Annotated in this window: 22 protein-coding genes and 4 tRNA genes; 15 read left to right on the top strand and 11 right to left on the bottom strand. The window is 68.2% G+C overall.

All coding sequences use genetic code 11. The annotated features are described in order from the left end of the window. Positions 1 to 500 precede the first annotated feature (500 nt). Together E1212_RS25195 and E1212_RS25200 are read right to left on the bottom strand one after the other, a co-directional pair. A complete protein-coding gene (locus E1212_RS25195; RefSeq protein WP_131987617.1) occupies positions 501 to 1325 on the bottom strand; it encodes a DUF6602 domain-containing protein in 825 nt (274 codons plus the stop codon). Positions 1326 to 1602: 277 nt separating this feature from the next. Further along, positions 1603 to 2070: a GNAT family N-acetyltransferase gene (locus tag E1212_RS25200; protein WP_131987619.1), complete on the bottom strand. Its 468-nt coding sequence runs from the start codon at positions 2068 to 2070 to the stop codon at positions 1603 to 1605. 636 nt (positions 2071 to 2706) lie between these two features. On the opposite strand from E1212_RS25200, the gene E1212_RS29665 reads away from it, so the two are divergent. The 3 genes from E1212_RS29665 to E1212_RS25220 all read left to right on the top strand — a co-directional run bounded on the left by E1212_RS29665 (position 2707) and on the right by E1212_RS25220 (position 11105). Beyond that, positions 2707 to 3498: a hypothetical protein gene (locus E1212_RS29665; RefSeq protein ID WP_162605624.1), complete on the top strand. Its 792-nt coding sequence runs from the start codon at positions 2707 to 2709 to the stop codon at positions 3496 to 3498. Positions 3499 to 3706: 208 nt separating this feature from the next. After that, complete coding sequence (locus E1212_RS25215; RefSeq protein ID WP_131987623.1) at positions 3707 to 10228, top strand: hypothetical protein; 6522 nt, start codon at positions 3707 to 3709, stop codon at positions 10226 to 10228. Further along, positions 10218 to 11105 carry a hypothetical protein gene (locus E1212_RS25220; protein ID WP_131987625.1) on the top strand — a complete coding sequence of 296 codons (888 nt, stop codon included), beginning with the start codon at positions 10218 to 10220 and terminating at the stop codon, positions 11103 to 11105. The genes E1212_RS25215 and E1212_RS25220 overlap by 11 nt, the downstream gene beginning before the upstream one ends. Positions 11106 to 11199: 94 nt before the next feature. Here E1212_RS25220 and E1212_RS25225 read toward each other — a convergent pair whose 3' ends face one another. Continuing rightward, complete coding sequence (locus tag E1212_RS25225) at positions 11200 to 11925, bottom strand: hypothetical protein (protein ID WP_131987627.1); 726 nt, start codon at positions 11923 to 11925, stop codon at positions 11200 to 11202. 157 nt (positions 11926 to 12082) lie between these two features. Next, a complete protein-coding gene (locus E1212_RS25230) occupies positions 12083 to 12886 on the bottom strand; it encodes a hypothetical protein (protein ID WP_131987629.1) in 804 nt (267 codons plus the stop codon). 475 nt (positions 12887 to 13361) lie between these two features. On the opposite strand from E1212_RS25230, the gene E1212_RS25235 reads away from it, so the two are divergent. The 4 genes from E1212_RS25235 (at position 13362) to E1212_RS25250 (ending at position 16468) form a co-directional block, all read left to right on the top strand. Continuing rightward, positions 13362 to 13901, top strand: coding sequence for a hypothetical protein (locus E1212_RS25235; protein ID WP_131987631.1), 540 nt, complete (start codon positions 13362 to 13364; stop codon positions 13899 to 13901). Between the two features lie 266 nt (positions 13902 to 14167). Further along, entirely contained in the window at positions 14168 to 14602 is a 435-nt protein-coding gene (locus tag E1212_RS31235; protein ID WP_131987633.1) for a single-stranded DNA-binding protein, read from the top strand. Continuing rightward, positions 14583 to 14906, top strand: a complete 324-nt coding sequence (locus E1212_RS25245; protein ID WP_131987635.1) for a helix-turn-helix domain-containing protein — start codon at positions 14583 to 14585, stop codon at positions 14904 to 14906. Before E1212_RS31235 ends, E1212_RS25245 begins: the two co-directional genes overlap by 20 nt. Positions 14907 to 15016: 110 nt before the next feature. Then, entirely contained in the window at positions 15017 to 16468 is a 1452-nt protein-coding gene (locus E1212_RS25250; protein WP_131987637.1) for a tyrosine-type recombinase/integrase, read from the top strand. A 129-nt stretch (positions 16469 to 16597) separates the two neighbouring features. Here E1212_RS25250 and E1212_RS25255 read toward each other — a convergent pair. Further along, positions 16598 to 16669, bottom strand: a tRNA-Val gene (locus tag E1212_RS25255). 97 nt (positions 16670 to 16766) lie between these two features. Here E1212_RS25255 and E1212_RS25260 point away from each other — a divergent pair. Together E1212_RS25260 and E1212_RS25265 are read left to right on the top strand one after the other, a co-directional pair. Further along, complete coding sequence (locus E1212_RS25260) at positions 16767 to 17186, top strand: SsgA family sporulation/cell division regulator (protein ID WP_131987639.1); 420 nt, start codon at positions 16767 to 16769, stop codon at positions 17184 to 17186. A 93-nt stretch (positions 17187 to 17279) separates the two neighbouring features. Beyond that, positions 17280 to 17837 carry a CGNR zinc finger domain-containing protein gene (locus E1212_RS25265; RefSeq protein ID WP_131987641.1) on the top strand — a complete coding sequence of 186 codons (558 nt, stop codon included), beginning with the start codon at positions 17280 to 17282 and terminating at the stop codon, positions 17835 to 17837. 85 nt (positions 17838 to 17922) lie between these two features. On the opposite strand, the gene E1212_RS25270 is transcribed toward E1212_RS25265, so the two are convergent. Both E1212_RS25270 and E1212_RS25275 read right to left on the bottom strand, forming a co-directional pair. Continuing rightward, the gene (locus tag E1212_RS25270; RefSeq protein ID WP_131987643.1) at positions 17923 to 18759 is read right to left on the bottom strand and encodes an aminotransferase class IV; all 837 of its coding nucleotides are present in this window, start codon (positions 18757 to 18759) and stop codon (positions 17923 to 17925) included. Then, positions 18753 to 19718, bottom strand: a complete 966-nt coding sequence (locus E1212_RS25275; RefSeq protein WP_131987653.1) for a chorismate-binding protein — start codon at positions 19716 to 19718, stop codon at positions 18753 to 18755. The genes E1212_RS25270 and E1212_RS25275 overlap by 7 nt, the downstream gene beginning before the upstream one ends. A 130-nt stretch (positions 19719 to 19848) precedes the next feature. Between E1212_RS25275 and E1212_RS25280 the strand changes: the two genes are divergently transcribed. The 4 genes from E1212_RS25280 to E1212_RS25295 all read left to right on the top strand — a co-directional run bounded on the left by E1212_RS25280 (position 19849) and on the right by E1212_RS25295 (position 20698). After that, positions 19849 to 19921: transfer RNA gene (locus E1212_RS25280), tRNA-Gly, on the top strand. Between the two features lie 26 nt (positions 19922 to 19947). Then, positions 19948 to 20018, top strand: a tRNA-Cys gene (locus E1212_RS25285). A 14-nt stretch (positions 20019 to 20032) separates the two neighbouring features. Then, a tRNA-Val gene (locus E1212_RS25290) sits at positions 20033 to 20107 on the top strand. Positions 20108 to 20191: 84 nt separating this feature from the next. Next, entirely contained in the window at positions 20192 to 20698 is a 507-nt protein-coding gene (locus E1212_RS25295) for a GNAT family N-acetyltransferase (protein ID WP_203417195.1), read from the top strand. 26 nt (positions 20699 to 20724) lie between these two features. On the opposite strand, the gene E1212_RS25300 is transcribed toward E1212_RS25295, so the two are convergent. After that, the gene (locus E1212_RS25300; RefSeq protein WP_131987645.1) at positions 20725 to 21309 is read right to left on the bottom strand and encodes a hypothetical protein; all 585 of its coding nucleotides are present in this window, start codon (positions 21307 to 21309) and stop codon (positions 20725 to 20727) included. 46 nt (positions 21310 to 21355) lie between these two features. On the opposite strand from E1212_RS25300, the gene E1212_RS25305 reads away from it, so the two are divergent. Beyond that, positions 21356 to 21769 carry a winged helix-turn-helix transcriptional regulator gene (locus E1212_RS25305; RefSeq protein ID WP_203417196.1) on the top strand — a complete coding sequence of 138 codons (414 nt, stop codon included), beginning with the start codon at positions 21356 to 21358 and terminating at the stop codon, positions 21767 to 21769. 11 nt (positions 21770 to 21780) lie between these two features. Here E1212_RS25305 and E1212_RS25310 read toward each other — a convergent pair whose 3' ends face one another. The 3 genes from E1212_RS25310 to rsgA form a co-directional block, all read right to left on the bottom strand. Then, positions 21781 to 22428, bottom strand: coding sequence for a class I SAM-dependent methyltransferase (locus E1212_RS25310; RefSeq protein WP_203417197.1), 648 nt, complete (start codon positions 22426 to 22428; stop codon positions 21781 to 21783). Continuing rightward, entirely contained in the window at positions 22425 to 22901 is a 477-nt protein-coding gene (locus E1212_RS25315) for a pyridoxamine 5'-phosphate oxidase family protein (protein ID WP_131987647.1), read from the bottom strand. The genes E1212_RS25310 and E1212_RS25315 overlap by 4 nt, the downstream gene beginning before the upstream one ends. Before the next feature lie 126 nt (positions 22902 to 23027). Next, a complete protein-coding gene (gene rsgA, locus E1212_RS25320) occupies positions 23028 to 24080 on the bottom strand; it encodes a ribosome small subunit-dependent GTPase A (protein ID WP_131987649.1) in 1053 nt (350 codons plus the stop codon). An 89-nt stretch (positions 24081 to 24169) separates the two neighbouring features. On the opposite strand from rsgA, the gene E1212_RS25325 reads away from it, so the two are divergent. After that, positions 24170 to 25804, top strand: coding sequence for an acyl-CoA dehydrogenase family protein (locus tag E1212_RS25325; protein ID WP_131987651.1), 1635 nt, complete (start codon positions 24170 to 24172; stop codon positions 25802 to 25804). Positions 25805 to 26058 lie beyond the last annotated feature (254 nt).

A 26058-nucleotide genomic window follows, 5' to 3' on the forward strand; every position in this document is an offset into this window, starting at 1 on the left:
TGCTCAACCCGACGACCCGCCAGCCCCAGGAGGTGGCCACACCCGCACTGCTCACGGCATGATCTGAAACAACTCGCTGACCCGATCACAGTGAAGATCAGTTACACCACCAGGTGGGACGTCACCCCGGCGATTGGTAGATGACCTGCGATCGGGCCGGATGGCAGTCATGGCGGGGCCGACAGATTGACAGCGGGCACTGGTACGTCCGCGCGGAGGAGGGCCGATTCGGCTGGCAGCGCACCAACGCCTCCACTCGGCCGCCGATCTTCGCCGTCGCCGAGAAGGCAGCCGTCCAGGCCCACGAACTCGCACACCAGACGCCCAAGGTCCCGGCCCTCAGCCCCCGCGACGTCCTGGCGACCAGTTTCAAGTGCGCCGAACGCCCGTTACCTCTCCTTGATGCGTTCTGGGAAGCGCTGGAAGCGAGCGGATACTTCCCTTGCATGCTCCCCGATGGTGGATACGTTCCAAGCACGACCCGGGCGGGCGCGACCGCCTCATACTGCAGGAGGCGGCGGCTCCTCCATCCAGACGTGTTTAGTCACACCCAGTGGATGGTGTCCCGCGTAATCGAACAGCCGCAGCGGCGGCATCCATGCTGTTGCGAAGTGCTGGTTGAGGTGGAGGGCAAAGGGCAGCAGGATGTCCTGGTCACGCCAGGGCTCCATGGCGAGCATCCTCGATCCCGGTTCAGGCGTCGGGTTAACTTGGCCACTGACCGGGTCGGTCCAGACGTAGTAGCCCTTGCCGATGACCCAGATGCTGTCCGGCCGATGTTCCGGCTCGTGCTCGGCAGACCAGCCGATCAGGTGCTCACCGAGCGTGATCAGGTCGATGCTGTCGAACGCGAAAATCATGCCGACTGTTGGCGTATAGGGATACGTGCGACCGTAGGCCGTCCGGGTTCGCTTCAACCCTGATGTCGGGTAGTACGCGGTTTTGGCGAGTTCCTTGGCCTTGCGGATCTTCTCGCAGCTGTCGAGAAGCCTCTCGCGGTCTAACCTTGTCTTTACCTCCACTACCCCGTAGACGCACTCATTGGGGATGATCCGATAGCCCTGCATATCAGTCAGCGGCGGTGTTGCGCGGTCGGTGATGACGACGTCGCACTGGGGCGAGATGTCGCCGGACGCCGTGACGATTTCGGCGCTGTGGATCGCCTCCACGTGACCCGGCAGCTGGCTGGCCAGGAAGTCCCGGACGAGAATTTCACGGTTGGAGCCTGCCTCGCCGCGGTGCTGAAATAACTGCGACTGCTCGAAGTCCGCGCGCATCCTCATCGCGATCGAGCGGAGGACCCCCGCGAGATGATTGTCACCCATGCCCAAGACAGTAGAGCCTGCCACGTCTGAACGACTTTGCCTCCCGCCGTGCCACGCGGGCCGGGGAGTGAGCCCGACCGGGTTGATCCAGTCGCGGCGATGCCAGACCGCGCTCTAGCGGTTCGACGACGTATATGAAGTCAACCGGCCGCTGCCACACGAGCCATCATAAAAGTTGCTGTACCACGCAGACCTAATCACGGCGACCGGCGCAGCACACGGATCTCCTACCATGTGATCCTGAGCACCTGGAAGCCCTCCTCGACGCTCTGACGCCTTAGCCAGGGAACCGCTGTGCTGGCTGAACGTAGAGAGGGTGCCAATCCGGCTCCTCGGGATGCTCGTGCCTGCGCCAACCCAGCTTCCCCCAGAACTTGTCCGCACCTGCATTCTGGCTGAGCGCGACGAGCCGACGGTTCGGATACATGACAACGAGACGATTGATGAGCTCGCGCCCGATGCCCTCGCCGCGGCGCCCCTCCGCGACCTCGAAAAATTCGATCTGGAGCACAGCGTCTCCGAGAGTCGGCGCCGTGGTGTACGCACTCAGGTCGACCGTCTCCTCGAGCCTCGCCCGGGCCACTTCGACGCCGCCAAGGCGCGCCTCGAAACAGATGGAGCCGTCGCCGTACAGCCCAGGATCGTCCCACCATCCCGGGTTGAAGCCCGGGCTGGATACGAACGGAACGCAGCCGTAGCGCTCGGCATCGACGCCGCGCTCCTTCTTGCGCACCTCCAGGTCCATGGCCCTATCCTGACGGCCATCGATGGTCGGTCAAATTGCGCCTTTGACTGATGAGCGACGGACCTGGAGCGCCGAGCCGAACAAGTACGTGGCGCTGTCCGAATCTCTCGCGGCTGCGCCTCGCCGGCCTGCTGAGCCCCGGCGATCTCTCCCCGAGTGAACTGCAGGAACGCCTCGGCATGCCGTCGAACCTGCTGACCCACCACCTCGACGCTCGAGGGGCTGGAGCTGCTGACACGCGGGCGACGCCTTCGCCGTCTTCCCCGGCAAGCGCACCAGGACTGGGCCCTCGAGGACCCCGCCGGCCAGGGCCTCGACGTTGTCCGCCCGACCCGCGACGAGATCGAACGTCGCGTCCTCACCTCTCTTGTCCAGAGCTGCGTCGCGAGTTCAGCAAGCAGACCGCGGCGTTCCCAGCCACAGGGTTTTGTCGGTGGTCAATGCGACACTCGCCACGTGGACGCACGAGGACGGTCGCCGGACAAGATCGCGAGTTCGCTTCGAAAGTGCGTGCGTGCCGCGCGGCGGCTGGGGGCTGAGCACGAGTGGGTACCGGAGCTTGAATCGCCTTCGGCCCGGACGTGGCGGACCGCATCCAGAAGGTGGCAGAGCGTTGGCGAGGTACTTGCCACGACCGTGGCCGAGGCCGAGGTACACGCCGTGGCGCTCATACGTTCTGGGCTCGAGCATGCCGATGTGCTGGGCCTCAGTATCGCCCGCGGCCTCGCGTACACGCCGCACACGGTCGCGCGTACTGCTGAGGAGCATTTGCTCCGCGCGCTGCATTATCTGGACACCAACCGGGTCCAAGACCTGGGTTCGCAGGAGGACCTCCGCGCTACAGCCGAGATCCGGTTCAACCAGCTGCTCGTTGACCTGACCGAGTCCGGGCGACTGATCGGTGGCCTGACCGATAGTCCGTGGGCAAATACTGTCGACAAGGCGACCGATGCTGAGCGGTGGAACGACCTGGAGCAGCGTGCGAACGTGCTGGGATGGTCGATCAGCCGCCGTAATGGAGCGAGGCTAACGCATACCAAGGGTCGCCGTTCTTCAATGGGGCTTGCCGCCGACTATCTTTCCGGCCCGGCAACCGCCGAGATGAGTGGTGCGGTAATCACCCAGCTCATCGCACGTGCGCGTGGGTCGGTGGCCCACGGGTTTGAAACCGGGCTGTTCAGGTCTACTCGCGTCGAGCCGCGTGGTGATCTGCCGTTCGCGGCGCTTGTCTTGGAACCCCAGCAGGTCGACGTTGGCACCTTGGCGTTCCACCTGATGACGATCCCGCTGTGCGTCAGCAACGCCGTCGATGCTCTCGTCATCCGCTTCGGATGGAGCCAGGGCCAAGCACTCGACCTCTATCGCCATGCGCGAGGACAAATGATTGCCATATGGTACGACGCGGTGAACCGCGAGGATCTTGAATGACCGTCCCGAGGCCGAGCCGTGTTCGCGTCGTCCGGCGCCACGATTCTCGCAGGAGTAACCGTCGCCCGCTCCCATGCGTTACGCCTTCGCGATCCCAGCAGATCGTTGGTGGACGAGATCGCGACAGGGTTTGGAGGCTCGGTTCCTCTGGCGGACGGTCATCAGGCGGGAGCAGGACGCTCTCATCGGTAGGGGGTGGAGTTCCACGATGACAGAGCCTGACCTGCTTAGAGCCAGCCGCGACGGCGACCAATTCCATTACACCTGGGCAGCTCGTCAATCCCTGCGACTCCTCGACGAACGCTCCGGACTCCACGCGCTATTCGTCGAAGCCGTTGACCCCAGTGAACAGCCGGTCGCACCTGACCCGGACACCTCCGCCGACGACGACGCTCTGGCGCGCGAGGACAACACTGATGCTGGTACGGAGACCGGAATCGAGAATCCCGACTCTGGCACCGGCGACGAGGTGATCGACCTCGCGGAGTACTGGGGCTCAAGTGACATCGACCACACCAACCGGGTCGTATACCGTCAGTTCAAGCATTCCACTCGACGCGCCGACGAGCCGTGGACGCTGTCGTTCCTCACCAAAACACTGATCGGCTTCGCGCGGAAGTACCGAACGTTGAAGGCGCATCACCCCGCAGTTCTCGACCGCGTTCGATTCGAGTTCATCAGCAACCGGCCCGCCGCCCAGTCCGCTCTGGACGCGCTCAACGAGCTTCGCACGAGCATCCCATCGACAGCGACAAGGACGATCCGCTACCGGCTCACACGCCTCCTCGCCCCGGAAGATGTCGCCGTTTTGTGCCGTCGGCTCGTGGTCGACGAGACTGCACCGTCCTTGCTCAAGCTCCGCCACCTCCTCGACCTCCAGGTCGCCGACTTGCTGCCAGGCGCTCCAGCCGAACAGGCCCTACTGCTGAAAGAGATGATCTCCAGTCGCGCGACCTCGGTCTCTGGCAATGACCCCGCGGTGCGTCGAGCGGACGTGCTTGCCGCGCTGAAGACTTCCGAGGACCAACTGCTGCCCGCGCCCAATCTGATCGAACCTCCGCGGCGACCGATCATTAGGCACCAATTCGCCGAGATCGCCGCCAAGATCCAGGAGACACCTGGCATGTCGACCGTTGTGCACGGACCAGGCGGAGTGGGCAAGAGCGTCCTCGCGGGCGCCCTGCAACACCACCTGCCGTACGGCTCGATCACGATCGTGTTCGACTGCTTCGGCAACGGTTCCTATCGACGCCCCAGTGCCCCACGCCATCGACCCAAGCAAGGGTTCGTCCAGCTCGTGAACGAGCTCGCCGGACGAGCGTTGTGCGATCCCATCGTTCCCTCCGCCACAGCCGACGAGACCGACTACGCCCGAACCTTCCTGCGCAGGCTCACCGCGGCGGCCGAGACGCTCGCTACCACCACACCGGCCGCGCTGCTCACCATCATCATTGACGCGGCGGACAACGCGGCCATGATCGCGGACGAGATGGGCGAACGCTCCTTCGTCCAAGGCCTGATCCGAGAGCCGCTCCCGTCCAACGTCCGCCTAGTCGTGACTTGCCGCACCGAACGCATCGACCGACTTCGGCTACCCGTCGACTACCAGGACCTCCCGCTTCGCGGCTTCGACCTGGACGAGACCCGAGCCCATCTCCAGATGGCCTACCCCGCTGTCTCGCCCACCGACGCCTCCGAGTTCCATGCCCGCACCAGCCACAACCCACGGGTGCAGGCGACCGTCCTGGATGCGACGACGAGCCTCCAGGAGGCACTGGCATGGCTGGCGCCGAACCCAAGCTCGCCCGGGAACGCCCTCGACTCCCTCATCGAGCGGCAGGTCGCCGAAATTCGGGATCGACAGCACGGGTCCGGCACCGACATCGACGCCATCTGCGTCGGCCTCGCAGCCCTGCGCCCAATGATCCCTGTCCGCGTCCTGGCGGAGTTGGCCGGCGTACATGCATCGGTCGTGCTCAGCTTCGTCTCGGATCTAGGCCGCCCGCTCCTGGTGGACGGCGGCTCGGTGCAGTTTCGCGACGAGCCCACCGAAACCTGGTTCCGCGAACGCTACCGCCCCGCTGGAAAGGACCTGGAAAGCTTCCTCGACCGCCTGTCGCCGATCGCGGACCAGGACGCCTACGTGGCCGCCTCGCTCCCCGCGCTGCTCTTCGACGCCAATCGATTCGACGACCTCGTGCTGCTCGCACTCTCCGACGACCGCCTTCCCGACAACAGTCGCCCCGCCGCCGAGCGCAACGAAATCCAGCGGCGCGAGATCGCGCAACAACGCACCCACTTCGCCTTGACCGCGGCGCTGCGCGCCGACCGCGACTTCGAAGCTGCGCAGCTTGCCCTCCGGTTGGGGGCGTTGACCGCCGGACGCACCCGACGCCTGGACCTGATCCGCGACAACACCGACCTGGCGGCACGATTCCTGGATCCGAGCGTGCTCGAGCAGCTCGTCGCCACTCGAAGCCTGACCGCAGGCTGGCCCAACTCCAACCTGCCGATCGAGGGCGCGCTGCTTGCTGGGGCCGACGGCCAGACCGACCAGGCCCGCAACCGGCTTCGAAGCGCGACCTCCTGGATGAGTGCCTGGGTGCGTCAAGCACGACGCGACGACACCAACTCTGGGCTGGGCGAGCTCGACATTCTCCAGGTCACATGGGGACTCCTCAACGCCGTCGGCGCAGCCGCCTGCGTGCGGTATCTGCGAGGCTGGCGACCGCGCACCCTCGCGTTCGACGTCGGAGTCAACGTCGCCCGTCGCCTCCTCGACGCGGGACGTCTGGCGGACCTCAATGAGTTGGCTCGGGCTGCCGAGGGCAGTCACCTCAGATTCGGGATCGCCCAGGCCTGCGCTGAGCGCGATACGGAGCTGGAACCCGCCATCGTGGCGCATCTCCTGCGACCCATCATGAGGAGAAAGACGGCGGTGCAACCGAGCCGTCACGACGACTATCGGCACACTTCTGGCGGCGACCCGGTTCACAACGGCCTCACCGCCGTCACCTGGTTGGTTACCCGCGGCGTCGCCCACGGAATCGTTACCCCCGCTGATGCCGCGCGAGTACTGCACCTGTACCTCCCCGATAACCTCGGGCATCGATCCGGGGGTTGGTACGACCAGGACGTCTGGCATCCCATCCTCGGATTCTCGCTGCGCGCCAGGCTCGAAGGCCGCGAACTCGATGCCCTGGACATCCAGGGACCACGGATCCAAGAGGCACGAGAACGTGAGAAGTTCGAATCGTCACTCGCGTTGCGGGAGTACCGCGCAAATGTCGAGCCACTCGTCTCATGGGCCGCTGCCTGGCTTGATCTCGACCTCGATCCCACCACCGAGAACCTCGCCACCTTCTCGCAGCGTGCATCCGCGTTCTTGCAGGGCGAACTCCCGGAATGGCGACGCGAACGGATCGACCAGACTAAGGTCAACGCCGTCCTGAGACTCATTGGCCGCGCCTTGGCCCGACACCCCGGGATCGTCGACCCTGCAACGCTACTCGAGTTCCAGGCTCAGAACTCCGACGTGATCACCCGGCGAACCCTGACCGTCATCATCCGGCAGACAGCTGCCCAACCAGCCCTTCATGCGCTGTCCGAGCAGCTAGCCCGCCGCTGCCACCAGCGTCTCGCCAGCGCGCGAGAGGACGCCGGCGAACTCGCCGCCGACTTCGTGCAGCTAGCACGTGCCACATACCGAATCTCCCCAGATGAAGCCTCGGTTCACTTTCAGGCGGCGCTGGACATCACCGACGCCATCGGAGACGATGCCTGGCCCCGGTGGGAAGCACTTCTAAGCATCGCCCGACTCGCCGGACACGACGCCTCTGACCAGTCCGGCCGCGCCTACCGGCTGGGCCAGATCGCCGAGAGCGTCGAGCCCTATCTCGGTGGCTACCTGGACCACGCCGACATCCTCGCCGCCGCAGCCAGCCTCTCGCTGACCGAAGCGCTTGCCATTGGATCCCGCTGGCGCGATCGACGCATCGCGGCGATCCGAGACCTCGCCGACGCGATCTCCACAACCCCCACGGTGCTTCTAAGCGACGACCCGCTGGCCGCCCTCACGTTGTTGCCACTGGGCTACCGCTACCCGGACCACCATGTTCTAGCTACGGCGTTAGGCAATCGCCCCCAGGACGTCACCACCGCAGTGATCACCTACCTCCAGTTCCGAAGGCCAAGCCCATTCACAACCGATGCGCTCGACGAGTTCCTCACGACCTCCGGCGTTCCGCGTATCGCTATCGAGCAAATCGATCCCTCACTGCTCTGGACTATGGAACTTGCGGGCGTCGAGAAACACGCCGACGGCCGACCCGAACAGCGACCGAAGATCTCCTTCGCGGACCTCGACCTCACCACGGTCGACGGATGGGCCGAGGGCCTAGAGCGCAGCCGCTCCGAGAATGCCCGAGACGACCTCTTCACCTACGTCGCCACCGTTCTCGGCGCCACGCCCAACATCCTGCGCGCATTCGCGACATGTCCGACGACCGACCACTGGGACCTCGAGCGCATGCTGGAGGCCCTACACGACCGACCGCTCTCGATGGCATCGCAAGTAGCACTCGACGACCTCCTCGTGACCCTGCTCAAACGTCTCGCGCCCGACTTCCTGCTCGTCTCCTGGCGCACCCTTGACCTCGACCGAGCCCGAACCCTCGCCGGACGGGACACTGACTTCGAACACACCGCAAGCCGCGCTCTTGCCAACCATCCGGCGTTCACCGCCGGCCAGGCCTATGCACTCGCCGCCCACCTCGCCCGCCGTCTCGACAGCGAACAAGCCCTCAAACTGTTTGACGCCGCCGCTTCGCTCTTCGACGAGACCGCACCTATCGACGCCCACGACGGGCATCACCCCATTGGCATGACGGTGAGCTGGGACCCGGACGCTGCCGTTGCTGCCGTCATCTGGACCGCCCTCGGAGACCCCGCCGGGAAGACACGGTGGCAAGCTGCGCACTGCGTACACCTGGCGCTAACCCTCGGACACACCGACATCGCCTCCCGGCTGCTCGACCTAGCCAACGGCCGGCGCAGTCCCGAACCGTTTCTCGACCATCGCCTCGAGTTCTACGCACGGCACGCGCGTCAATGGCTTCTGTTCGGCATCAGCCGCGCGACCACAGACCCGTCTGCACTGGCGACCGCAGCACTGTTCCGAGACCTCTTGACGCAGACTGTCACCGGCACACCGCACGCCGTGAACACGCCGCTGGCGCGCGACAGCCTGCTACGGCTCCATGCCTCCGGTGCAATCACGCTGGATCCTGCAGAGAAGGAGCGCACCGAACGTGCGGGCAAGCCCGTCGGCGCCGTACGCCACGATTGGCACGCCGATCTCGAGGAGCTCACACGCCTGAGCCAGCTCGTAGCTCCATCCAAGATGGTCAGCTCGTTATCACAGGAGTCGACCCTAAGCACATCCGGACCGGTCGATTCCGGACCCCGCGTGTACGAGGTCTCCCATGGAACCTCCACTGATACCGAAGCCGCCACCGACACCGAGATCGGCACGGACGACGAGACCGAAGACGACCGATTCAGCTTCTTCCTCGACTTCCGCCAGTACTGGTGCGATCCGCTCGGCGATGCCTTCGGCCTCAGCGAACGCTCAATCGAACGACTAGTGACCGAAATGCTGATTGACCACTGGACCGTTCCCTCACGTGGCCGCACCGAGGACGACGCCCGGCACACGCTCGACCTCTATCCCCGGAGCAACTATCCCCACAAGAGCGACTGGCCAGACGAGGAGGACCTCGACTTCTACCTGGCCATCCAGGCCCTATGCGAAGTCGCCGGAGCCCTCCTCCAGCATCGGCCAGTTGTGCAGCGACACGACGAGGACGAAGAGACCGGAGACTCCGAGTACACCCGCTTCATACAGCGGCACATTCCCAGCCGCACCGACGGACGCTGGCTGTCCGACCGACGCGATCCGGCGCCGGCAAACGCCGTCATCGAGCCACGCAGTCGTTCCGGGCTGAGCAGCACTGACCACGACCCGCACTGGACCTACCGCATCACGTCCAACAGGTTCAGGGAGGAGCTTTTTCCCTCACCGACCCAGATCGTCATATGGGGATTTCGACAGGTTCAGCACTACTCCCGGAGCGAGACAGTCAGCGTGCATTCAGCGCTCGTGACTCCCGACACTGCGCCCGCTCTGCTCAGGGCGCTGCAGACAGCTCCCGACAAGCGCGCCTACCGAATCCCCGACACGACTGACGAGGAGTACAGCTCTAGTGTCCCTGGGTTCGAACTGACCGGATGGATTGAACCCCACGGATACGACCACGGACGTGACCGCCAAGACCCGTACGCCGGCACGATCGACTTCCCGCCGCGGCGACCTACCGCTGCCTGGCCGGCACTTAAGTCGTTGATCGCCGACCCAGACTACCGCCTCTGGCGCGACGGAACGGATGTCGTGATCGTCTCAGCAGCTTGGGACGACCACACCGATGAGAGGCAGACCACCGGCTCATCCGGGGACACCTTGACCGCAGACCGCGTCTGGCTCGCTTCCACACTCAGCAAACTCAATCGGTCGCTCATCGTCGAGGTCGAAATCCAACGACGCTTGGACGACACCTCGCATCGCATCGCGCGGCGCGCTGACGACGAGTATGACGACGACCGGTTCCGCTACCTGCCGCCGTACACGAAGTACTTCTTGATCGACAATGCTGGAGAAGTCCATGAATTCTGACACTGACCCGGTCCTCCAACTCGGCCGTGACCTCGCGGAAGCGCTGGAGCCCAGTGACGTGGTGGGCCGCTGGATGTCCCACCACCTGGCTGAGCTCATCACTCGGTGCGAGGCGAACCCGAACGACGAGGAGCTGGCTGCAACCACTCGAGACGTCGTGCTCAAGATGTGGGAACGCAAGCATGGCGCGCACTTCAAGACTGAGCCTTACGCGTACGTCGGGCCGGCGCTCCGCGCGATCGCACGGCTGGACCCCAACCCAGACCGATGGACGTGCTACCGCCCATTCGGCGAACAAGTGCCGAGTGACGAAGCCTTGGCGACCTACCCGCTGCTGCAGAAGGTATGCGACATCGATCGAGAGGTTGGCCAGCTGATACGCCTAGGCGTCGCGCTCGCTGCCCAGGAGGCAACAGCGCGCGAAGAGCCGTGGGTGATCGCCGGCATGGAGACGGCCGAAACCGAGGAAGACCGTGCAGTCCGCGCCCTTGAGCAACTCGCGCAGCGCCTCCGGCTGCAGGCCGGGCCGGATCCGCGTGAGGCGCTGGCAGCGGACGGCCTGACCGAGCCTGACAGCGCCGACTCAGCAGCACTACTAGCCGACAAGGAGAGCAAGACCGAACCTGTAGCGGGCGGTTCCAACTTGAACGACGTTGCTGACGCGGTCGAGTCAGCGGACCCGCTCACTGCGGCGTTCGGAATTGCGGTGGTCCGATGCCGCCGCTTGATCGATCGGATCGCAACGCTCTCCGAGGAATTGGCAGCAGCCGCCGCGGTAGAAGAGGATCACTCTGGTCGAACCGAACCAGCGGCTCGCGACGAGCAGGCTCCCGAGCAGAGCGGATCGACGGGCCTGCGGCAAGGGACCACTCTCTGAATCAAGGCCACATCCCGTCGTCTTCGAGTCACGGTTCTCCGGGAGCCACCGGAACTTCTGAGCCGTCCGCGGACTGGAACGCTCGCAACAGCCCTCAGACCACCGCAGGCTGGTAGTCCCGCCCCGTCGCAATAATGGGCGAAACTATGCGCACACACGGCAACTCCAGCGCAAACGGCGACACTATGTCGTCCACGCCCCACTCCAGCCACGATGTGCAGTCCACGTGCGGGTAGGTAGGCGCCACCCGTGCATCCACCAGTACCAAGCTGAACGGCGGCCAGTGCACCATCGCCGACAATGTCATCACCGGCTCCGCCACATCTGCCGAAGCTGCCATCGGGACGGACATGAGAACACCGCCGTGGCCGCCGCTGATCTCTGCCCGCTCGTTCAGGGGAGTCACGCCTACCAGAAACCGCATGCCGGCATCCACCGTCAGCGGTGCGCCCGTTCGGCTGCTCTCCACGAACTCCGGGTGCGTCTGCCAGAGGTTCTCCGCGAGCACGGTCATCCCAGCCAGAGCGGACCGAGCGAACCGGCCCGGACGCACTTCACGCGCCCCAACCTGGATCACCGGCCGAGTACCAACGGCCTCTGAGTCCAAGAGCACGTCAGCAATACTCCTCGCCCAGCCGATGTACTCGTCGTCCCACGGTGACGTCGCTGCACGGCAGTCCTCGCAATGCCCGTACAAGGCCAAGCCACCGAGCTTCCCGCGATCCAACACCAGCGTGTTGTCTGGGCCGACCATCATTCGTCTGCCCAGCCCGTTGTTGAACGCCGCCCGCGGCGGGATGTGAGTCTTGGTCAGCTTCACGACGGTACCGCACATCGCACACGGGGCCCGACTCATATGGGTCCTCGGGTTCGTGGGCTGGAAGCCGGTCATGCCCGGCAAACGTGCCCCCAGCGACATCTGTTCCCGCTCAGCCGGGTGGAACTGTCCGGGGTCGGACTGAACAAGCCGTGGAGTTCTACGATTCGTCGCACGGCGAGCCGGCCGGGCGGGCATCGCCAACCAGCATGGGCCCGATGTGAAAGCAGTCGACGTTCGTCGCTCCGGTTGGGCTCACAGATACGAGACGCCAGACACCACCGATGCCGTCACCCGTGTAGGGCTCGGGATCCTCGTTGATGTCGGCGCTGAGTTTCGCTACGGCGTACTCGACCACTTGGGCCATCGTCATGTCGCGCAGCAGGTAGTAGTCATCTTCGACGTGCCACACGCCGCTTTGCCTGACCCGGTACTCATCGTCGAACAGAACGAGGACGCGGTCTTCGGCCGACTGACCATCGGACTGGGCAACCGGGAGGCCACAGAACACCAAGTGATTGTCCACCCGGGAGACCTGCTCGGGTTTTGGGCCGACGGACTTCCACACCTCTAGATCCTCGGAGCCTGACCGGTGGCCAGCGACGAGGAGGTGAACGGGCTCGGAAGTCCCGTCCTGGTACATCGCGGGCACTGCTGCAGTCAACTGGTGGAGGTGCTCCCGCAGATTGGCTAGGAGGTCTCCGAGCGGCAGGGCAGCTAGCGCAGTGTCCGTGAACGACAGAAGGAACCCGCCGACGATGTCATTCATCGGCGTGCCGTCGATACCGCCACGTCCGGTGTAGGCGATCGCAAAAGGCAGGCCGTACGGCGCGACCGTCACCTTTATCGCGACGTCAGTCTTCGGCGCCGCGTCCGGATCATTCCCGATAGGGACCGATGTGGTCCGACCATCCGCGACGAGAACCACGCCATCCGTCGCGACCAACGTGAACGCAATCGACACCCTCACCCCTCAGGCAGCCGTGACCAGGGCCATGCGCCCTGGCGCGGCCAGTCTTGCAGCATCCCTCGGGTAGTGACGGTTTCAGCGACTACGCGTCCCGCCGTCTCCACGCCGACCTGGGCCTGCTCCAGGCCAGCGGGTTGGAGCTCGCCTCAAATCAGGCAGCGCAGCACGAGATATCCAGGCGAGGGATGCAACCTACGCACGATGCACACATGAGGCGACAACGACTTCAGCTCAAGTCTGTCAGACCGCCGGCGCCGCCACCCCCAACCCTTACCCGTGGTCCACGCTACGAGCGCGTTGACGACGTCCTCGGGCCGGCTACCCCAGCGGCGATCACACGCTCGCGTCGACGTTCCGGCGCAACGTCGACGCGATCCGCTCGGCCGGCGGTATCCCGCAGGTCAACCACCCGATCCTTCATTGGTCGGTCACCCGCAAAGACCTCGCCGACATCGCCGGCCCGTACCTGATGGAGATCTGGAACGCGTTCTCCATCGCCGGCAACCTCGGCGGCGTCGACGAGTCCGGGCAGACCGCTCCGTCGACCGAGAACCTGTGGGACGAGCTGCTCAGCGACGGCGTCGTCGTCTGGGGCACCGCCAGCGACGACGTGCACGAGTACGAGGCCCTGGATGACCGCGACGCCCCGACGCCGGGTAAGGCGTGGATCGTCGTCCGGGCGCACGCACTCGACCACGAGTCGATCATGGACGCGCTCGGCCGTGGCGATTTCTACGCCTCCACCGGCATCACGATCGACCGCTACGACGCCGGCCCCGACGGCATCGACATCACATTCCGCACGATCTCCGGCTGGCGCGCCGCGAAGTTCTCCGCACTGACCCGGTACCTCACCCGGTTCATCGGGCGGGGCGGGCGGCTCCTCGCCGAACGCTACGGACCGAACCCCCGCTATCCCGTCAATGGCGACGAAGGCTACATCCGCGCGGTGATCACCGACGCCGACGGCCGCCACGCCTGGACCCAGCCATACTTCCTCGAGATGTGAAGCCCGAGCCATGCCCGCATCGGTGGCCTCGTACGAGTCGTCGACCTATTGCCGACATTAGGGACGTCGTACGTGCGTCGAGCTTGACGATGACGTCGTAAGTCGTGGCGCCGTCGTCAAGGGTGAGTTCAGGTGGCAGATCCCTCCTCCGACGTCCCATATCACCGCTGCGATTCGGCCACGGGCAGCACGTGCGTTGACAGGCAGCGACGGTTTCGTCGCCCCACCTCACAGGGAACGCATCAACCGACCCATGTGAGCGAAGGATGACAATCCGCACCCGCCAGTCGCTATCCGGGTTCATCGCGTCGCGACCACATCTCTCCATCACCGAGCGAGGCGATGCGCGCCTCTATGCGCGCGTGGGCCAGGAGCGATACCGCCAAAACGACGACGGATCCACGTCACGAGACGGGACCGAGTTCCATCACCTCGTCTTGATCGGCAAGGCGGCCGAGCGCGCCCACGAGCTCTTCAAGAAGGGCGACCGGTTCGTAGCGGACGGGCATGTCCGCGAGCTGCCGACCGGCAGTGTCTTCATCGCTCTGCGCATCGGCCACGACAGCGGGGCTACGAAGTACAGCGTTGACCGAGCTACGCGTGCCGCTGCGCCCAACCTTAGCCCGCGTCGTGACGCGTCTGCCGTCCATCACGCGCCACCGACGGGATCGGATCGTTCGCATGACCGCACCAGGTCCTGATCGTCGCCCCGCGGCCAGTGAACTCCCCCTGTACACGGCCGAGGAGGCGGCGACTCTTCTGCGCTGCAAGGCCTCATGGTTGAAGGAGCAGGCCCGCCTGCGCCGCATTCCGTTCACGATGGTTGCTGGTGCCTACCGCTTCACACGCGCACACCTGATCCAGATCGTCGAGTCGAACGAACACCGCATAGCGGGTTCAGAGTCAGAGCTGGCGCTACCGCCGGAACGGGTGATCACCAAGTCGCAGGATGCCATTGCGCCGTTGACGGCCCACCCACCACGCCGGCCCCGTCGACCGACCTAGAATTGACGCAGCGGTAGTCACGTCTTCAGCTCCTTACGAGCTCCTCCCCGTTCGCCGGGTCTTGTCGAATCTCCTGCCGCAGTCCATCGACACGGCTCTGAGGGGATCGCGTGGGCTACGCGGAGAAGCGATCTGGGTACTACCTCGCCCGCTTCAAGTGGGGCGACAAGTTGATCACCGTCAAGGACGTCAACGGCCGGGTGATCCACTTCAGCACCAAGCGTGCCGCCACGACGGCGGCGAATATTGCCGAGACCAGGGCGCGCGAGCAGACGTGGCGTGATCCAAGCGCGGGCAGGATGACGTTCGGCGCCTGGGCCAACGAGTGGTACGAGCGCCAGGACCTGGCGCCATCGACGATGCAGAACTACAAGCATCATCTCGAGGAGCATCTGCTCCCCGCCTTCGAGCAGACCGCGCTCGCCGACATCTTCGGCGCCGAGGTAAACGAATGGGAGCGCGCCGAACTCCGTGCCGGTTACAGCGTCTCGTCGGTGCAGACCTGGCGTACCACCCTCTCGACGATTCTCGGCGACGCAGTCGCTGAGGGAGTCATCCCCGCAAACCCGGCCGTCCGGGGCCGCGGCCGAGGCAAGCGAGCAGGCCGATCCCGAAAGCGCGGTCCCGAAAAGGTGACGACCGATGCGCTCGGCGCCTTGTTGATCGCCGAAAGGGCGGCACTCCTCACGGGTCGTGACGATGAATTCGTGATGGTGCTCGCCGACTTCTGGACAGGGCTGCGGTGGGGCGAGCTCGTCGGCTTGGAGACGAGGTTCGTGCGATCCGAGAGCATCCGCGTCGAGTTCCAGCTCTGGGAGGACGACACAGGCGCGTTTCACCCACTGCCGCCCAAGGACGACTCCTATCGCGACATCGACCTCCCGCCCTGGCTGTCGCGTCTGATCTCATCGCACATCGCTCGCACGAATCCCGCACCGTGCCCATGCCATGGACGACGCTACGTCTTCTCCGCTCAGCGCAGCGCGCATCCTCGTCGTTCCGCGTTCAGCGACTGGATCTTCGACCCGGCGACCACGGGATGGTTCCCCTCGCGAGGAAAGCGGCTGCCTCCTCGACCGGTTTCCATCGCCGCCGAGCCGTGGCCCGGCGCGGTCCTCCGCGGGCGGGGGAACGCTGACCGAGCCACCGCTTGCTGGACGCCGATCGCACGCGGGCTGACGCCGCATGGGCTGCGGCACTGCCACAAGACGCTGATGGCGGAACTGCGAACGCCGGAGATCCTCTCCCATGAGCGCCTCGGCCATGAGCTGGGCGGCATCGGCGGCCGGTACTCCCATGTCAGCCCCGCGATGGTCGACGATCTGATGCGCGGACTGACGGACCGTTGGAATGACGCCCTCGACGCCCGGCTCGCATTGGGATCGACGTCACCTGTCGGCGCACTCGATCGCCTTCTTGGAGAGCACCGAGCGCGTGGGCAAACGGACCGGGTCCGCGTCCCTGAGCCCCGCCTGGCACATGCGAGGCTGCGATCGAGGCGGCCTGCCACTCCGCCCTCAGGTCGCGTCATCGGCACCGCGAACGACCTCGAAACGATCTGATCACAAGCGCATCTCGAAGACGCCTCGGGCCGGGGCACGAACACATCGCGCCAAGATCGTCACACGGATGTCACACGGAGGCGGCAAATAGGGGGTGCCGTGGATGATCGAGATGGGGTCTGACCTGGGTGGGCGATACTGGGATCGAACCAGTGACCTCTTCGGTGTGAACGAAGCGCTCTCCCGCTGAGCTAATCGCCCGGGCGACCAGAACCATACCGCACCGCAGAGCCCGAACAGAAACCACTGCCCGAGTTTCGCGTTGCGCGATGTCCGGAATGGCCTGACACTACTGGCCATGACCGCGTCGACCATCTCCTACCCCTTGGCTCTGCGCCTGCTCGACGAGGGCGACGCGGAGCGGTACATCCAGGCGGAGCTGCGCTACTCCGCGGCCGACCCGCTCGCGGTCACGGCGGTGTTCGACACCACGGCGCGCGAGCCGGTGCCGTGGGTGTTCGCGCGCGACCTGCTGAGCGCCGGGCTCGATCAGCCCAGCGGCAAGGGCGACATCACCATCTGGCCGGCGCTCGACTCCCACGGGATGCCGACGGTGCGCATCCGGCTGCGCTCCCCCGAGGGCGACGCGGTGCTCGAGGCGCCGTCGAGCGCCGTCGAGGACTTCCTGATCCAGACGTGGACGCTGGTGCCAACCGGCATCGAGGGGCGTCTGCTGAGCATCGACGCCGTGCTCGACTCGTTACTGGACCGTACCTGACCCCTCCACCGGTCTCCGTCTGTTGTGCCCTGCGCACCGGGTCGATTACGGTCTCTTCCACTTGGCACCCGTAATCCGAGGTAGGGCAGGCACGTGACCTTCAGCCACGACACCGAACACGCTCTCGAGGCTGTCGTCGACCTGGTGAACAGCGACCCCGTCGCCGGCGGCAGCGAGGGCCTGCCCGACGTCGGCGCGCTGCGGGCGTTCATCGATCTGTTCAAGATCAGCGACCTGCCCACGGTCACCGAGGCGGACCTGCAGGCGGTCCGGGCACTGCGCCCGCGCCTGCGCCAGGTCTTCGAGGCCGGCGACACCGAGACGGCCGCCGCGCTGGTCAACGAGCTCGTCACCGGCGCCCGCATCTGCCCGCGGCTGACGAACCACGACGGCTACGACTGGCACATCCACTACTTCGCGCCCGGCGCCGCGCCGGCCGAGCACCTGCTCATCGACGCGGGCATGGCGCTGTCGTTCGTGGTGGTCGCCGGCGAGCAGGAGCGCCTGCAGGTCTGCTCCGCGCCCGACTGCTCGCGCGTGCTCGTCGACCTCTCCCGCAACCGCTCCAAGCGCTACTGCGACAGCCGCACCTGCGGCAACCGCCTGCACGTCGCGGCCTACCGCGAGCGTCAGCGCGCCGCCGCCGTCTGACGGCTTCGCCGCCGTCCGATCGTCGACGACGGCGTCAGCTGCCGGTCCGCGCCACGCGGCTCGGGAGCCTCACGGCTCGGGAGCCTCACGGCTCGGGGTCGGCCGCCGCGCGCTCGGCGAACGTCGCCGCGGCGCGCGCCGTCACCGGACCCGGAGCCGCAAGCTCAAGCCGTCGGCCGTCGCCCCACACGACTGCCGAGACCGCCTGCACGTCGCGCGTCGTCGAGGTGAGGAAGATCTCGTCGGCGGTCTCGAGGACGCCGAAGTCGACGTCGGTCTCCGTCGCACCGCACCACTCGACGACGAGGTCGCGGGTGACCCCCGCGAGGCAGCCGGTCGCCGTGGTCGGGGTCAGCAGCTCGCCGTCGACCACGACGAACACGTTGCTGCCGGTGCCCTCGCAGAGGCGGCCCCGGGTGTCGGCGCACAGCGCCTCGCTGGCGCCGAGCTCGGCCGCCAGCGTCAGCGCGACGACGTTCTCGGCGTACGACGTGGTCTTCAGCCCCGCCAGCGCGCCGCGCTCGTTGCGCGGCCACGGCGCCACGGCGACCGTCGTCGTCGGCGGCTGCGGGGCGGCCGGCGCGATGGCGATGATCAGCGTGGGGCCCGCGTCGCCGCGCCCGGAGCCCATGGGCGCGATGCCGCCGGTGTAGGTGACCCGCAGCCGGTGCATGCCGGGGCCGGTCCCTTGGGCCGCGACCTGCTCGCACGCCTTGGCGAGCTCGGACTCGTGGGGCGCGGGCAGCCCCAGCCCGGCGGCCGAGCGGCCCAGCCGGGCGAGGTGCCGGCCCAGCGCGAACGACACGCCGTCGACGACCTTGACGGTCTCGAAGACGCCGTCGCCCACCGTCAGTCCGTGATCGAAGACGCTCACGGTCGCCTCGGACTCGTCGATCAGCTCACCGTTCACCCATGTCAGCACGAGGCCAAGCCTACGAGGCGCTCCGCCTTCAGCTCCGTCTCGGCCCACTCACGCTCCGGGTCCGAGCCCCACGTGATGCCCGCGCCGGTCCCGAACCGCAGCACGCCGTCCTGCGCCCAGAAGGTCCGGATGCCGACCGCCAGCTCACCCTCCCCGGTGTCGGCGTCGACCCAGCCTACGGCGCCACAGTACGGGCCGCGCGGGACCGGCTCGAGCTCCCCGATGGCGCGAAGGGCTGTCGACTTGGGCGCGCCGGACACCGAGCCGGGCGGGAAGGTCGCCTCGAACAGCTCCGCCCAACCGGCGCCCGGCAGCAGGCGGCCGCTCACCGTCGACACCAGATGGACGAGGCCGGGATGCTTCTCGACGCTCAGCAGCTCGTCGACGGCGATGCTGCCGGTCACGCACACCCGCGAGAGGTCGTTGCGCACGAGGTCGACGATCATCACGTTCTCGGCGCCGTCCTTCGCCGTCAGGTCCGCCGCCGTCCGCCCGGTTCCCTTGATCGGCGAGGAGGTGACGTGGTCGCCGTCGCGACGGAGGAACAGCTCCGGCGAGGCCGTGACGACCTGCAGGCCCGGGATCGCGACGATGCCCGCGAACGGCGCGTCGTGGCGGTCGCGGAGGGTGTTCGCCAGCGGCAGAAGATCATCGTCGCCCGGCGCGAGCGGCGCGGACAGGACCCGGCAGACGTTGACCTGGTACACCGTCCCCGCGGCGATGCGTTCGCGCACGTCACGGACCGCTTCGACGTAGCCGTCGCGGTCCAGCGACGACGTCCAGGCGTCTGTTGCCGGCCCGTTCCACGGCCGTTCGGCCCGCGGTAACGGGGCTGGGGTCCACTGTTCGAAGCGGGCGCACGTGACCTCGCCCTCGAACGTGACCACCACCGCCCACCGTCCCGACCCGTCGAGGACCCGCAGGTCGGACGAGGTCTCGACCAGGCCCGTGGCCAGCATCCCCCCGAGATGCGCCAGGGGTCTCGGCGGCACGTCCACAACACGCGACGCTATCGCGTTTGGCGAGGGCGGCTCGGATGGGTTAATGTTTCACCCGCACCGCGGTTCCGGGAAACCGGCGCGATGCAGTGCGGACGTAGCGCAGTTGGTAGCGCATCACCTTGCCAAGGTGAGGGTCGCGGGTTCGAGTCCCGTCGTCCGCTCGGAGCGGGGCTCTGGCCCTCATCACGGTGGAGTGGCCGAGAGGCGAGGCAACGGCCTGCAAAGCCGTCTACACGGGTTCAAATCCCGTCTCCACCTCGGTACGAAGACCCGGGCGATTAGCTCAGCGGGAGAGCGCTTCCCTGACACGGAAGAGGTCACTGGTTCAATCCCAGTATCGCCCACCAGTTCAGAGGCCCTGTCGATCGTGTCGGCAGGGTCTTTTCATGCCCGCCCGCGGGGGAAGTCAGCCGCGGTGCGAGAGTGGGGCCGTGCCGACCTACGCGCCGATGGCCGTCGAGCTCGAGACCGAGCGGCTGCGTCTGCAGCCCTGGGCGGAGTCGGACGCCGACGACCTTCGTGCCCTGATCGCAGAACGCGGTGACGGGACGCCGGCGGTCGAACGCGCCCGAGAGATCATCGCCGCGCAGCACGCCGCCATGGCGACGGCGGGCTTCACCCTGCTGCCCATCCGCCGCCGCGTCGAGGGCGACGTCATCGGCTACTGCGGGCTGATCGTCGGCCGTGCCACCGTCGAGGAGCCCGAGATCGCGTACGAGCTGTTCCGGCGCGTGCACGGACGTGGGTACGCCACCGAGGCGGCGGGCGCCGTGCTCGCCGCCGCGACGGCGACGGGCCGGACGAGGCTGTGGTCCACGGTCGGATCGTGGAACACAGCCTCGCTACGGGTCCTCGAGAAGCTCGGGTTCGAGCGGGATCACGTGTCGATCGAGGAGCGCGCCGGAGAGGTGGTCTGGCTCACCCGCCCGCTGCCGTGACGAGCTGCGCCACCGGGCCCCGAGCGTCAGATGCGCCGGTCCACGACGATCCAGTTCGTCTCCCACGTGAGTCCGCCGTCGTCGGAGAAGGCCTGCTCGAACCGGGCCTTGTCCGGTCCCCGCCGCTCGATGAGGAAGCGCACCTTGATCGGGCGTCCGCCGAGCTGGTCGTCACCGTAGAACTCGCCCACGCCGTCGCGGAACCCGCCGTACACGGCCGGCGCGAGCAGCCCGTCGCGCAGGTTCGCGAAGGTCAGGCTCCAGCGGTCGGCCTGAGGCTCGTAGAGGCGCAGGTTGAGGGCCTCGATCCGCCCGGTCGTCCCCCGGACTCCCCTGACGTCGAACTCGACGACGTTCGCTCGGCCGTCCATCAGCGGCCGGACGACGCTCGTGCCGTCGAACGTGAGCCACACGTCCGGCGATGCCGAGAGCGGCTCGGCGAGCACCCGCACCTGCGAGCGCCAGGTGCCGATCTCCCAGTCGAACGCGTGCTGGCCGTCCGCGGCGGCCGTCTCAGCCGTTGACGGAACCGGCGCCGCATCGCCCGGCACCGCGCTCGCGGTCAGCGCGAGGAGCGACAGGCACGCGGCCAGGATTCGCCGGTGTGGCATGGTGACCTTCGTGTGAGCGTTCATGAGGCGAATATCGGAGCGGAGCATGCCCGTGATCAAGAAGGCACCTTCAGGTAACCCCTCGCCGTCGCGCCCCAACCCGATTCCCGGCTGCCCCATGGCCGCGGCCTTCGCCGCGATCGGCGGGAAGTGGAAGCTGACCCTGTTGTACTGGCTCGCCCACGGCGAGTGCCACTTCGCCGGCCTGCGGCGCCGGGCCGCGCCGATCACCCCGAAGGTGCTGGCCGAGCAGCTGCGCGAGCTCGAGGCCGACGGCCTCGTCGAGCGGGACGAGACGGGCCCCGTGCCGGCCCCGGTCGTCTACCGGCTGACCCCGTACGGCACCACCGTGCTGCCCGTCGTCGAGAACGTCCGGGCCTGGGGCGAGGCCCACCTGGAGCACACGCACGGCGAGACCGTTCCCGGCGAGGCCATGGCCTGCGCCGGCGCGATCGCGTAGGCGCAGGCCACTCAGCGCTCGAGGCCGGCGATCTGCCAGGTGAGCCCGCGGTGGGCGAACGTCTGCCGCAGCCCGCGCTCGCGCAGCACCGCCAGCATCGCCTCCGGCGGGTGGACGAAGGCACGGTACTCGCGCCCTCGCAGCCGCATCATCAGGTTCGTCAGCCCGACGAACGCCCGCCCGGCCAGATGCCGCGGCGGGTGGCTGAACACCACCACCCGCCCGGCATGGTCGGCGACGGCGGCGAGCAGGCGCTGGTAGTCCGGGTAGCAGCAGACGACCCGGTGCAGCACGACGACGTCGGCGCCGTCGACGCCCGACGGGTCGGCCGCGATGTCGTGGATGCGCCGCCGCACCCGCCCCGTCAGCCCGGCGTCGGCGAGCAGCGCACCCGCCTCGGCCTCGTACGACGGCGACAGCTCGAGCCCCACCGCCGACGCCGCCCCGCGGCGGAGCAGCTCGATCTGGATCTCGCCGACCCCGCCGCCGACCTCGAGCACCGTCGCGCCCTCGATCCCCCGCGACTCCAGGAACGCCACCATGCGGGCCGCCGTGCGGTCCAGGCCGCGCGACCGGTACCGGCGCGCCGCGTGCCGGGCGAAGCCCGGACTGAACATCCGGTCGCAGCCGCGCGGGTCGCAGCAGCCGCCGCCGCTCACAACGTCACCACCCGCCGGGTGTCGACGCCGGTGCCGTACTCGGGGTCGCTCCCCCGGACGTGCACCGAGTGCTCCGTCACGCGCGCCCGCCACAGCCGCAGCCGCTCCGGCGGGTACAGCCACTCGACCGGGAACGGCTCCGGCCGCTCCGGGAAGCGCGACCGGCACGCGATCGGCGCGGCCGCCGCGAGCTCGTCGTCGGGCACCCTCTCGGCCACAGCCAGCAGGTAGACGGCGCGGACGTCGCCGCCGACGGGAACGGTGGAGTCGTAGATCGCCATGCTCACGTTCGGCCGGCGTCCGATGTTCAGGGAGTGGTGCGCCTCGGGCACCGACATCCAGTAGAAGGTGTCGTAGCCGTCGGGCGCGTAGTAGACCGGCGATACCCGCGCCCGGCCGTCGGGGTCGACGGTGCCCAGGCTCATGTACCGCGTGGTGTCGATGACCTGGCGAGCGGTGTCCTCGAGCGTCATGGCGTCCTCGCATCAGCGACTGCGTGCCCGCCCGCCCATCCTTCCCGACGGCGTCGGCCTGCGGCAACCGTCCGCGCTCCTGCCGCCGGCTGAGCGACGACGGCGTCAGCGGCGGTGCCGCCGGGGTCAGCGGCGGTGCCGCCGGGCCTCCAGCTCGGCGACGACGGCGCGCCGGTTCCCCGAGCGCCGGGCCGCGTTCAGCGCCGCCTCGCGCCGCAGCTTGCGCCACCGCGCGAGCCGGTCCTCGTCGAGGTCACCGTCGGCGACGGCGAGCAGGACGGCGCAGCCGGGCTCGGTGACGTGGCCGCAGTCGCGGAATCGGCACTGCCCGGCGAACGCCTCGACGTCGGCGAAGGCCCCGGCGACGGCGCCGCCGTCGGCCACCAGGCCCACCGCGCGCAGCCCCGGCGTGTCGATGAGCACGCCACGGCCGGGCAGGACGACGAGCTCGCGATGGGTCGTCGTGTGCCGGCCGCGGCCGTCGCGGGCCCGCACGGACCCCGTGGGCATGACGTCGACCCCGGCGAGCAGGTTGGTCAACGTCGACTTGCCCGCGCCCGACGGTCCCACGAGCGCCAGCGTCCGGCCGTTGCGCACCAGCGCGCCCAGCTCGTCGACGCCGTCGCCGAGCACGGAGCTGACCAGCAGGATCTCGACCCCGGGCGCGACCTCGGCGACCTCGTCGCGCATGCCGAGCGGGTCGGGGACGAGGTCGGACTTCGTCAGGACGACGATCGGCTGCGCGCCGCTCCCCCACGCGAGTACGAGCAGCCGCTCGATGCGGCCGAGGTCGGGATCGGGGTCGAGGTGCTCGACGATGACGACGACGTCGACGTTCGCGGCGACGACCTGTCCCGCCGACGTCCGGTCGGCGCTGTCGCGCACGATCGCGGTCCGCCGCGGGAGCACCGCCTCGAGCGTGACACGGTCGTCCGGCCAGTCGCGCACCGCGGTCCAGTCGCCGACGGCGGGCAGCGCCAGGCGGTCGTCGGCGACGGCGCGCAGCACCTCGCCTCCGAACGAGGCCCGCACCGCGCCCATGCCGCCGGCGAGGGCGGCCCCGCCGCGGTCGACGCGGCAGACCCGGGCCAGCCGGTGGGCACCCCGGTACGGCTGGAACGCCCGGCCGACCTCAGGCGTCCAGCCGAGGTCGAGCAGGCGTTGCTGAGCAGCAGACATGTACGACCTTCCCACTCCGTGCCCGAGGTTATCCACAGGCGAGCCCGGGCGGCCAGCGAATATGGTCCCGTCCGGCTTACGGTAGGCGGGTGGCAGCCACACACGAGGTCACCAACCAGCCACCGCCGCTCACCGGGTACGACGTGTTCGGCGCCGACGCCGCGCTCGTCGAGGCGTACGACCGGTACGGGCACCACGGCCACCGCGCCGACCTGGAGTCCCTGGGCCGGCTGGCCGGCTCCGCCGAGGCGCAGCAGTGGGCCCGCGAGGCCGACGCGAACGAGCCGGTGCTGCGCACGCACGACCGCTACGGCACCCGGATCGACGAGGTCGACTTCCACCCGTCGTGGCACCGGCTCATGGGCACCGCCGTCGGCCACGGGCTGCAGGCCGCGCCGTGGGCCGGCGCGGGACCGGCCGCTCACACCGTCCGGGCGGCGAAGTTCGTGGTGTGGAGCCAGGTCGAGGCCGCCCACCTGTGTCCCGTCTCGATGACCTACGCCGCCGTGCCCGCGCTGCGGGTCGATGCCGCCGTCGCCTCTGTGTGGGAACCGCGGCTGACGGCGACGGCGTACGACCCCGGTCTGCGCCCGCCCGGGTCGAAGACGGGGGCGCTGGCCGGCATGGCGATGACCGAGAAGCAGGGCGGCTCCGACGTGCGCGCCAACACGACGCGAGCCGACGCCGTCGACGGCCTCGGCGACGGGTGGTACCGGCTGACGGGGCACAAGTGGTTCTGCTCCGCGCCCATGAACGACGTGTTCCTGGTGCTCGCGCAGGCGCCGGGCGGGCTGACCTGCTTCGTCCTCCCCCGCGTGCTCGACGACGGCGCCCGCAACGGCCTGCGGTTGCAACGGTTGAAGGACAAGCTCGGCAACCGCGCCAACGCCTCGGCCGAGGTCGAGTTCGACGGCGCCCTGGCCCGGCGGCTGGGCGACGAGGGCCGTGGCGTCGCGACGATCATCGAGATGGTCGCGGCGACCCGGCTCGACTGCGTGCTCGGGTCCGCGTCGCTGCTGCGCCGGGCCGTCGCCGACGCGACCTGGCACGCGGCGCACCGGTCCGCGTTCGGCGCCCCGCTGGCCGACTCCGCGCTGATGCGCGCGGTCCTGGCCGACCTCGCGCTCGAGTCCGAGGCGGCGACGGCGCTCGGCATGCGGCTCGCGGCCTCGGCCGACCGCGCCGGCGACGCGCAGGAGCGGGCGCTGCGGCGCATCGGGCTGCCGCTGGCGAAGTACTGGGTCTGCAAGCGCACCCCGGCCGCCGTCGCCGAGGCGCTCGAGTGCCTGGGCGGCAACGGCTACGTCGAAGAGAGCGGGATGCCGCGGCTCTACCGCGAGGCGCCGCTGAACTCCATCTGGGAGGGCGCGGGCAACATCCAGGCGCTCGACCTGCTGCGCGTCCTCACCCGCGAGCCCGACGCCGTCGCCGCCTGGCGCGCCGAGGTCGAGGCCGCCAAGGGCCAGGACCGCCGGCTCGACGACGCGCTCACCTCGGTGGACGTCTCGGCCGGTGAGCCGGTCGAGCCCGGGCAGGCGCGGGTGCTGGCCGGTCGGATGGCGGTGCTGCTGCAGGCCAGCCTGCTGGTCCGCTACGCCCCGTCCGCCGTCGCCGACGCGTTCTGCGCCAGTCGCCTCGACGGCCGGCACGGCGTGTACGGCGCCCTGCCGGCGGGGCTCGATGTGGCTGCCATCGTCCGCCGCGCGACTCCGGAGGTGCCGTGATCTGTCCCGCGTGCAGTGAACAGCGGCATCAGGACTGCCCGGCCCTCTCGAAGGGCCGCTCCTGGTGCGACTGCCAGCACCGGTCCGCCGACCGCCCCATCGAACCCGCGACGGGCCACGCCTCGGAGTGAGGTCGGTGTCGAGGGTGGTTGGGGGTGATGGGGTTCGCCGGGGGTGTGAGGTGGGCTCCCCGTCCCCCTTGCTGCCCATTCTCTTAACCCCGGGCACCCGCCTCAAGCCGGCGCCCTCTGTGG

It is taken from the genome of Jiangella ureilytica, from assembly GCF_004348545.1.
Taxonomy (GTDB): Bacteria; Actinomycetota; Actinomycetes; order Jiangellales; family Jiangellaceae; genus Jiangella; species Jiangella ureilytica.

What these genes read in the sequence shown, in the direction of transcription:
- E1212_RS25195 (WP_131987617.1), bottom strand. Translation starts at nt 1,325, where the DNA reads ATGGGTGACAATCATCTCGCGGGGGTCCTCCGCTCGATCGCGATGAGG.
- E1212_RS25200 (WP_131987619.1), bottom strand. Translation starts at nt 2,070, where the DNA reads ATGGACCTGGAGGTGCGCAAGAAGGAGCGCGGCGTCGATGCCGAGCGC.
- E1212_RS25215 (WP_131987623.1), top strand. Translation starts at nt 3,707, where the DNA reads ATGACAGAGCCTGACCTGCTTAGAGCCAGCCGCGACGGCGACCAATTC.
- E1212_RS25220 (WP_131987625.1), top strand. Translation starts at nt 10,218, where the DNA reads ATGAATTCTGACACTGACCCGGTCCTCCAACTCGGCCGTGACCTCGCG.
- E1212_RS25235 (WP_131987631.1), top strand. Translation starts at nt 13,362, where the DNA reads ATGGAGATCTGGAACGCGTTCTCCATCGCCGGCAACCTCGGCGGCGTC.
- E1212_RS31235 (WP_131987633.1), top strand. Translation starts at nt 14,168, where the DNA reads ATGACAATCCGCACCCGCCAGTCGCTATCCGGGTTCATCGCGTCGCGA.
- E1212_RS25245 (WP_131987635.1), top strand. Translation starts at nt 14,583, where the DNA reads ATGACCGCACCAGGTCCTGATCGTCGCCCCGCGGCCAGTGAACTCCCC.
- E1212_RS25260 (WP_131987639.1), top strand. Translation starts at nt 16,767, where the DNA reads ATGACCGCGTCGACCATCTCCTACCCCTTGGCTCTGCGCCTGCTCGAC.
- E1212_RS25275 (WP_131987653.1), bottom strand. Translation starts at nt 19,718, where the DNA reads ATGCTGGCCACGGGCCTGGTCGAGACCTCGTCCGACCTGCGGGTCCTC.
- E1212_RS25300 (WP_131987645.1), bottom strand. Translation starts at nt 21,309, where the DNA reads ATGCCACACCGGCGAATCCTGGCCGCGTGCCTGTCGCTCCTCGCGCTG.
- E1212_RS25305 (WP_203417196.1), top strand. Translation starts at nt 21,356, where the DNA reads ATGCCCGTGATCAAGAAGGCACCTTCAGGTAACCCCTCGCCGTCGCGC.
- E1212_RS25315 (WP_131987647.1), bottom strand. Translation starts at nt 22,901, where the DNA reads ATGACGCTCGAGGACACCGCTCGCCAGGTCATCGACACCACGCGGTAC.
- rsgA (WP_131987649.1), bottom strand. Translation starts at nt 24,080, where the DNA reads ATGTCTGCTGCTCAGCAACGCCTGCTCGACCTCGGCTGGACGCCTGAG.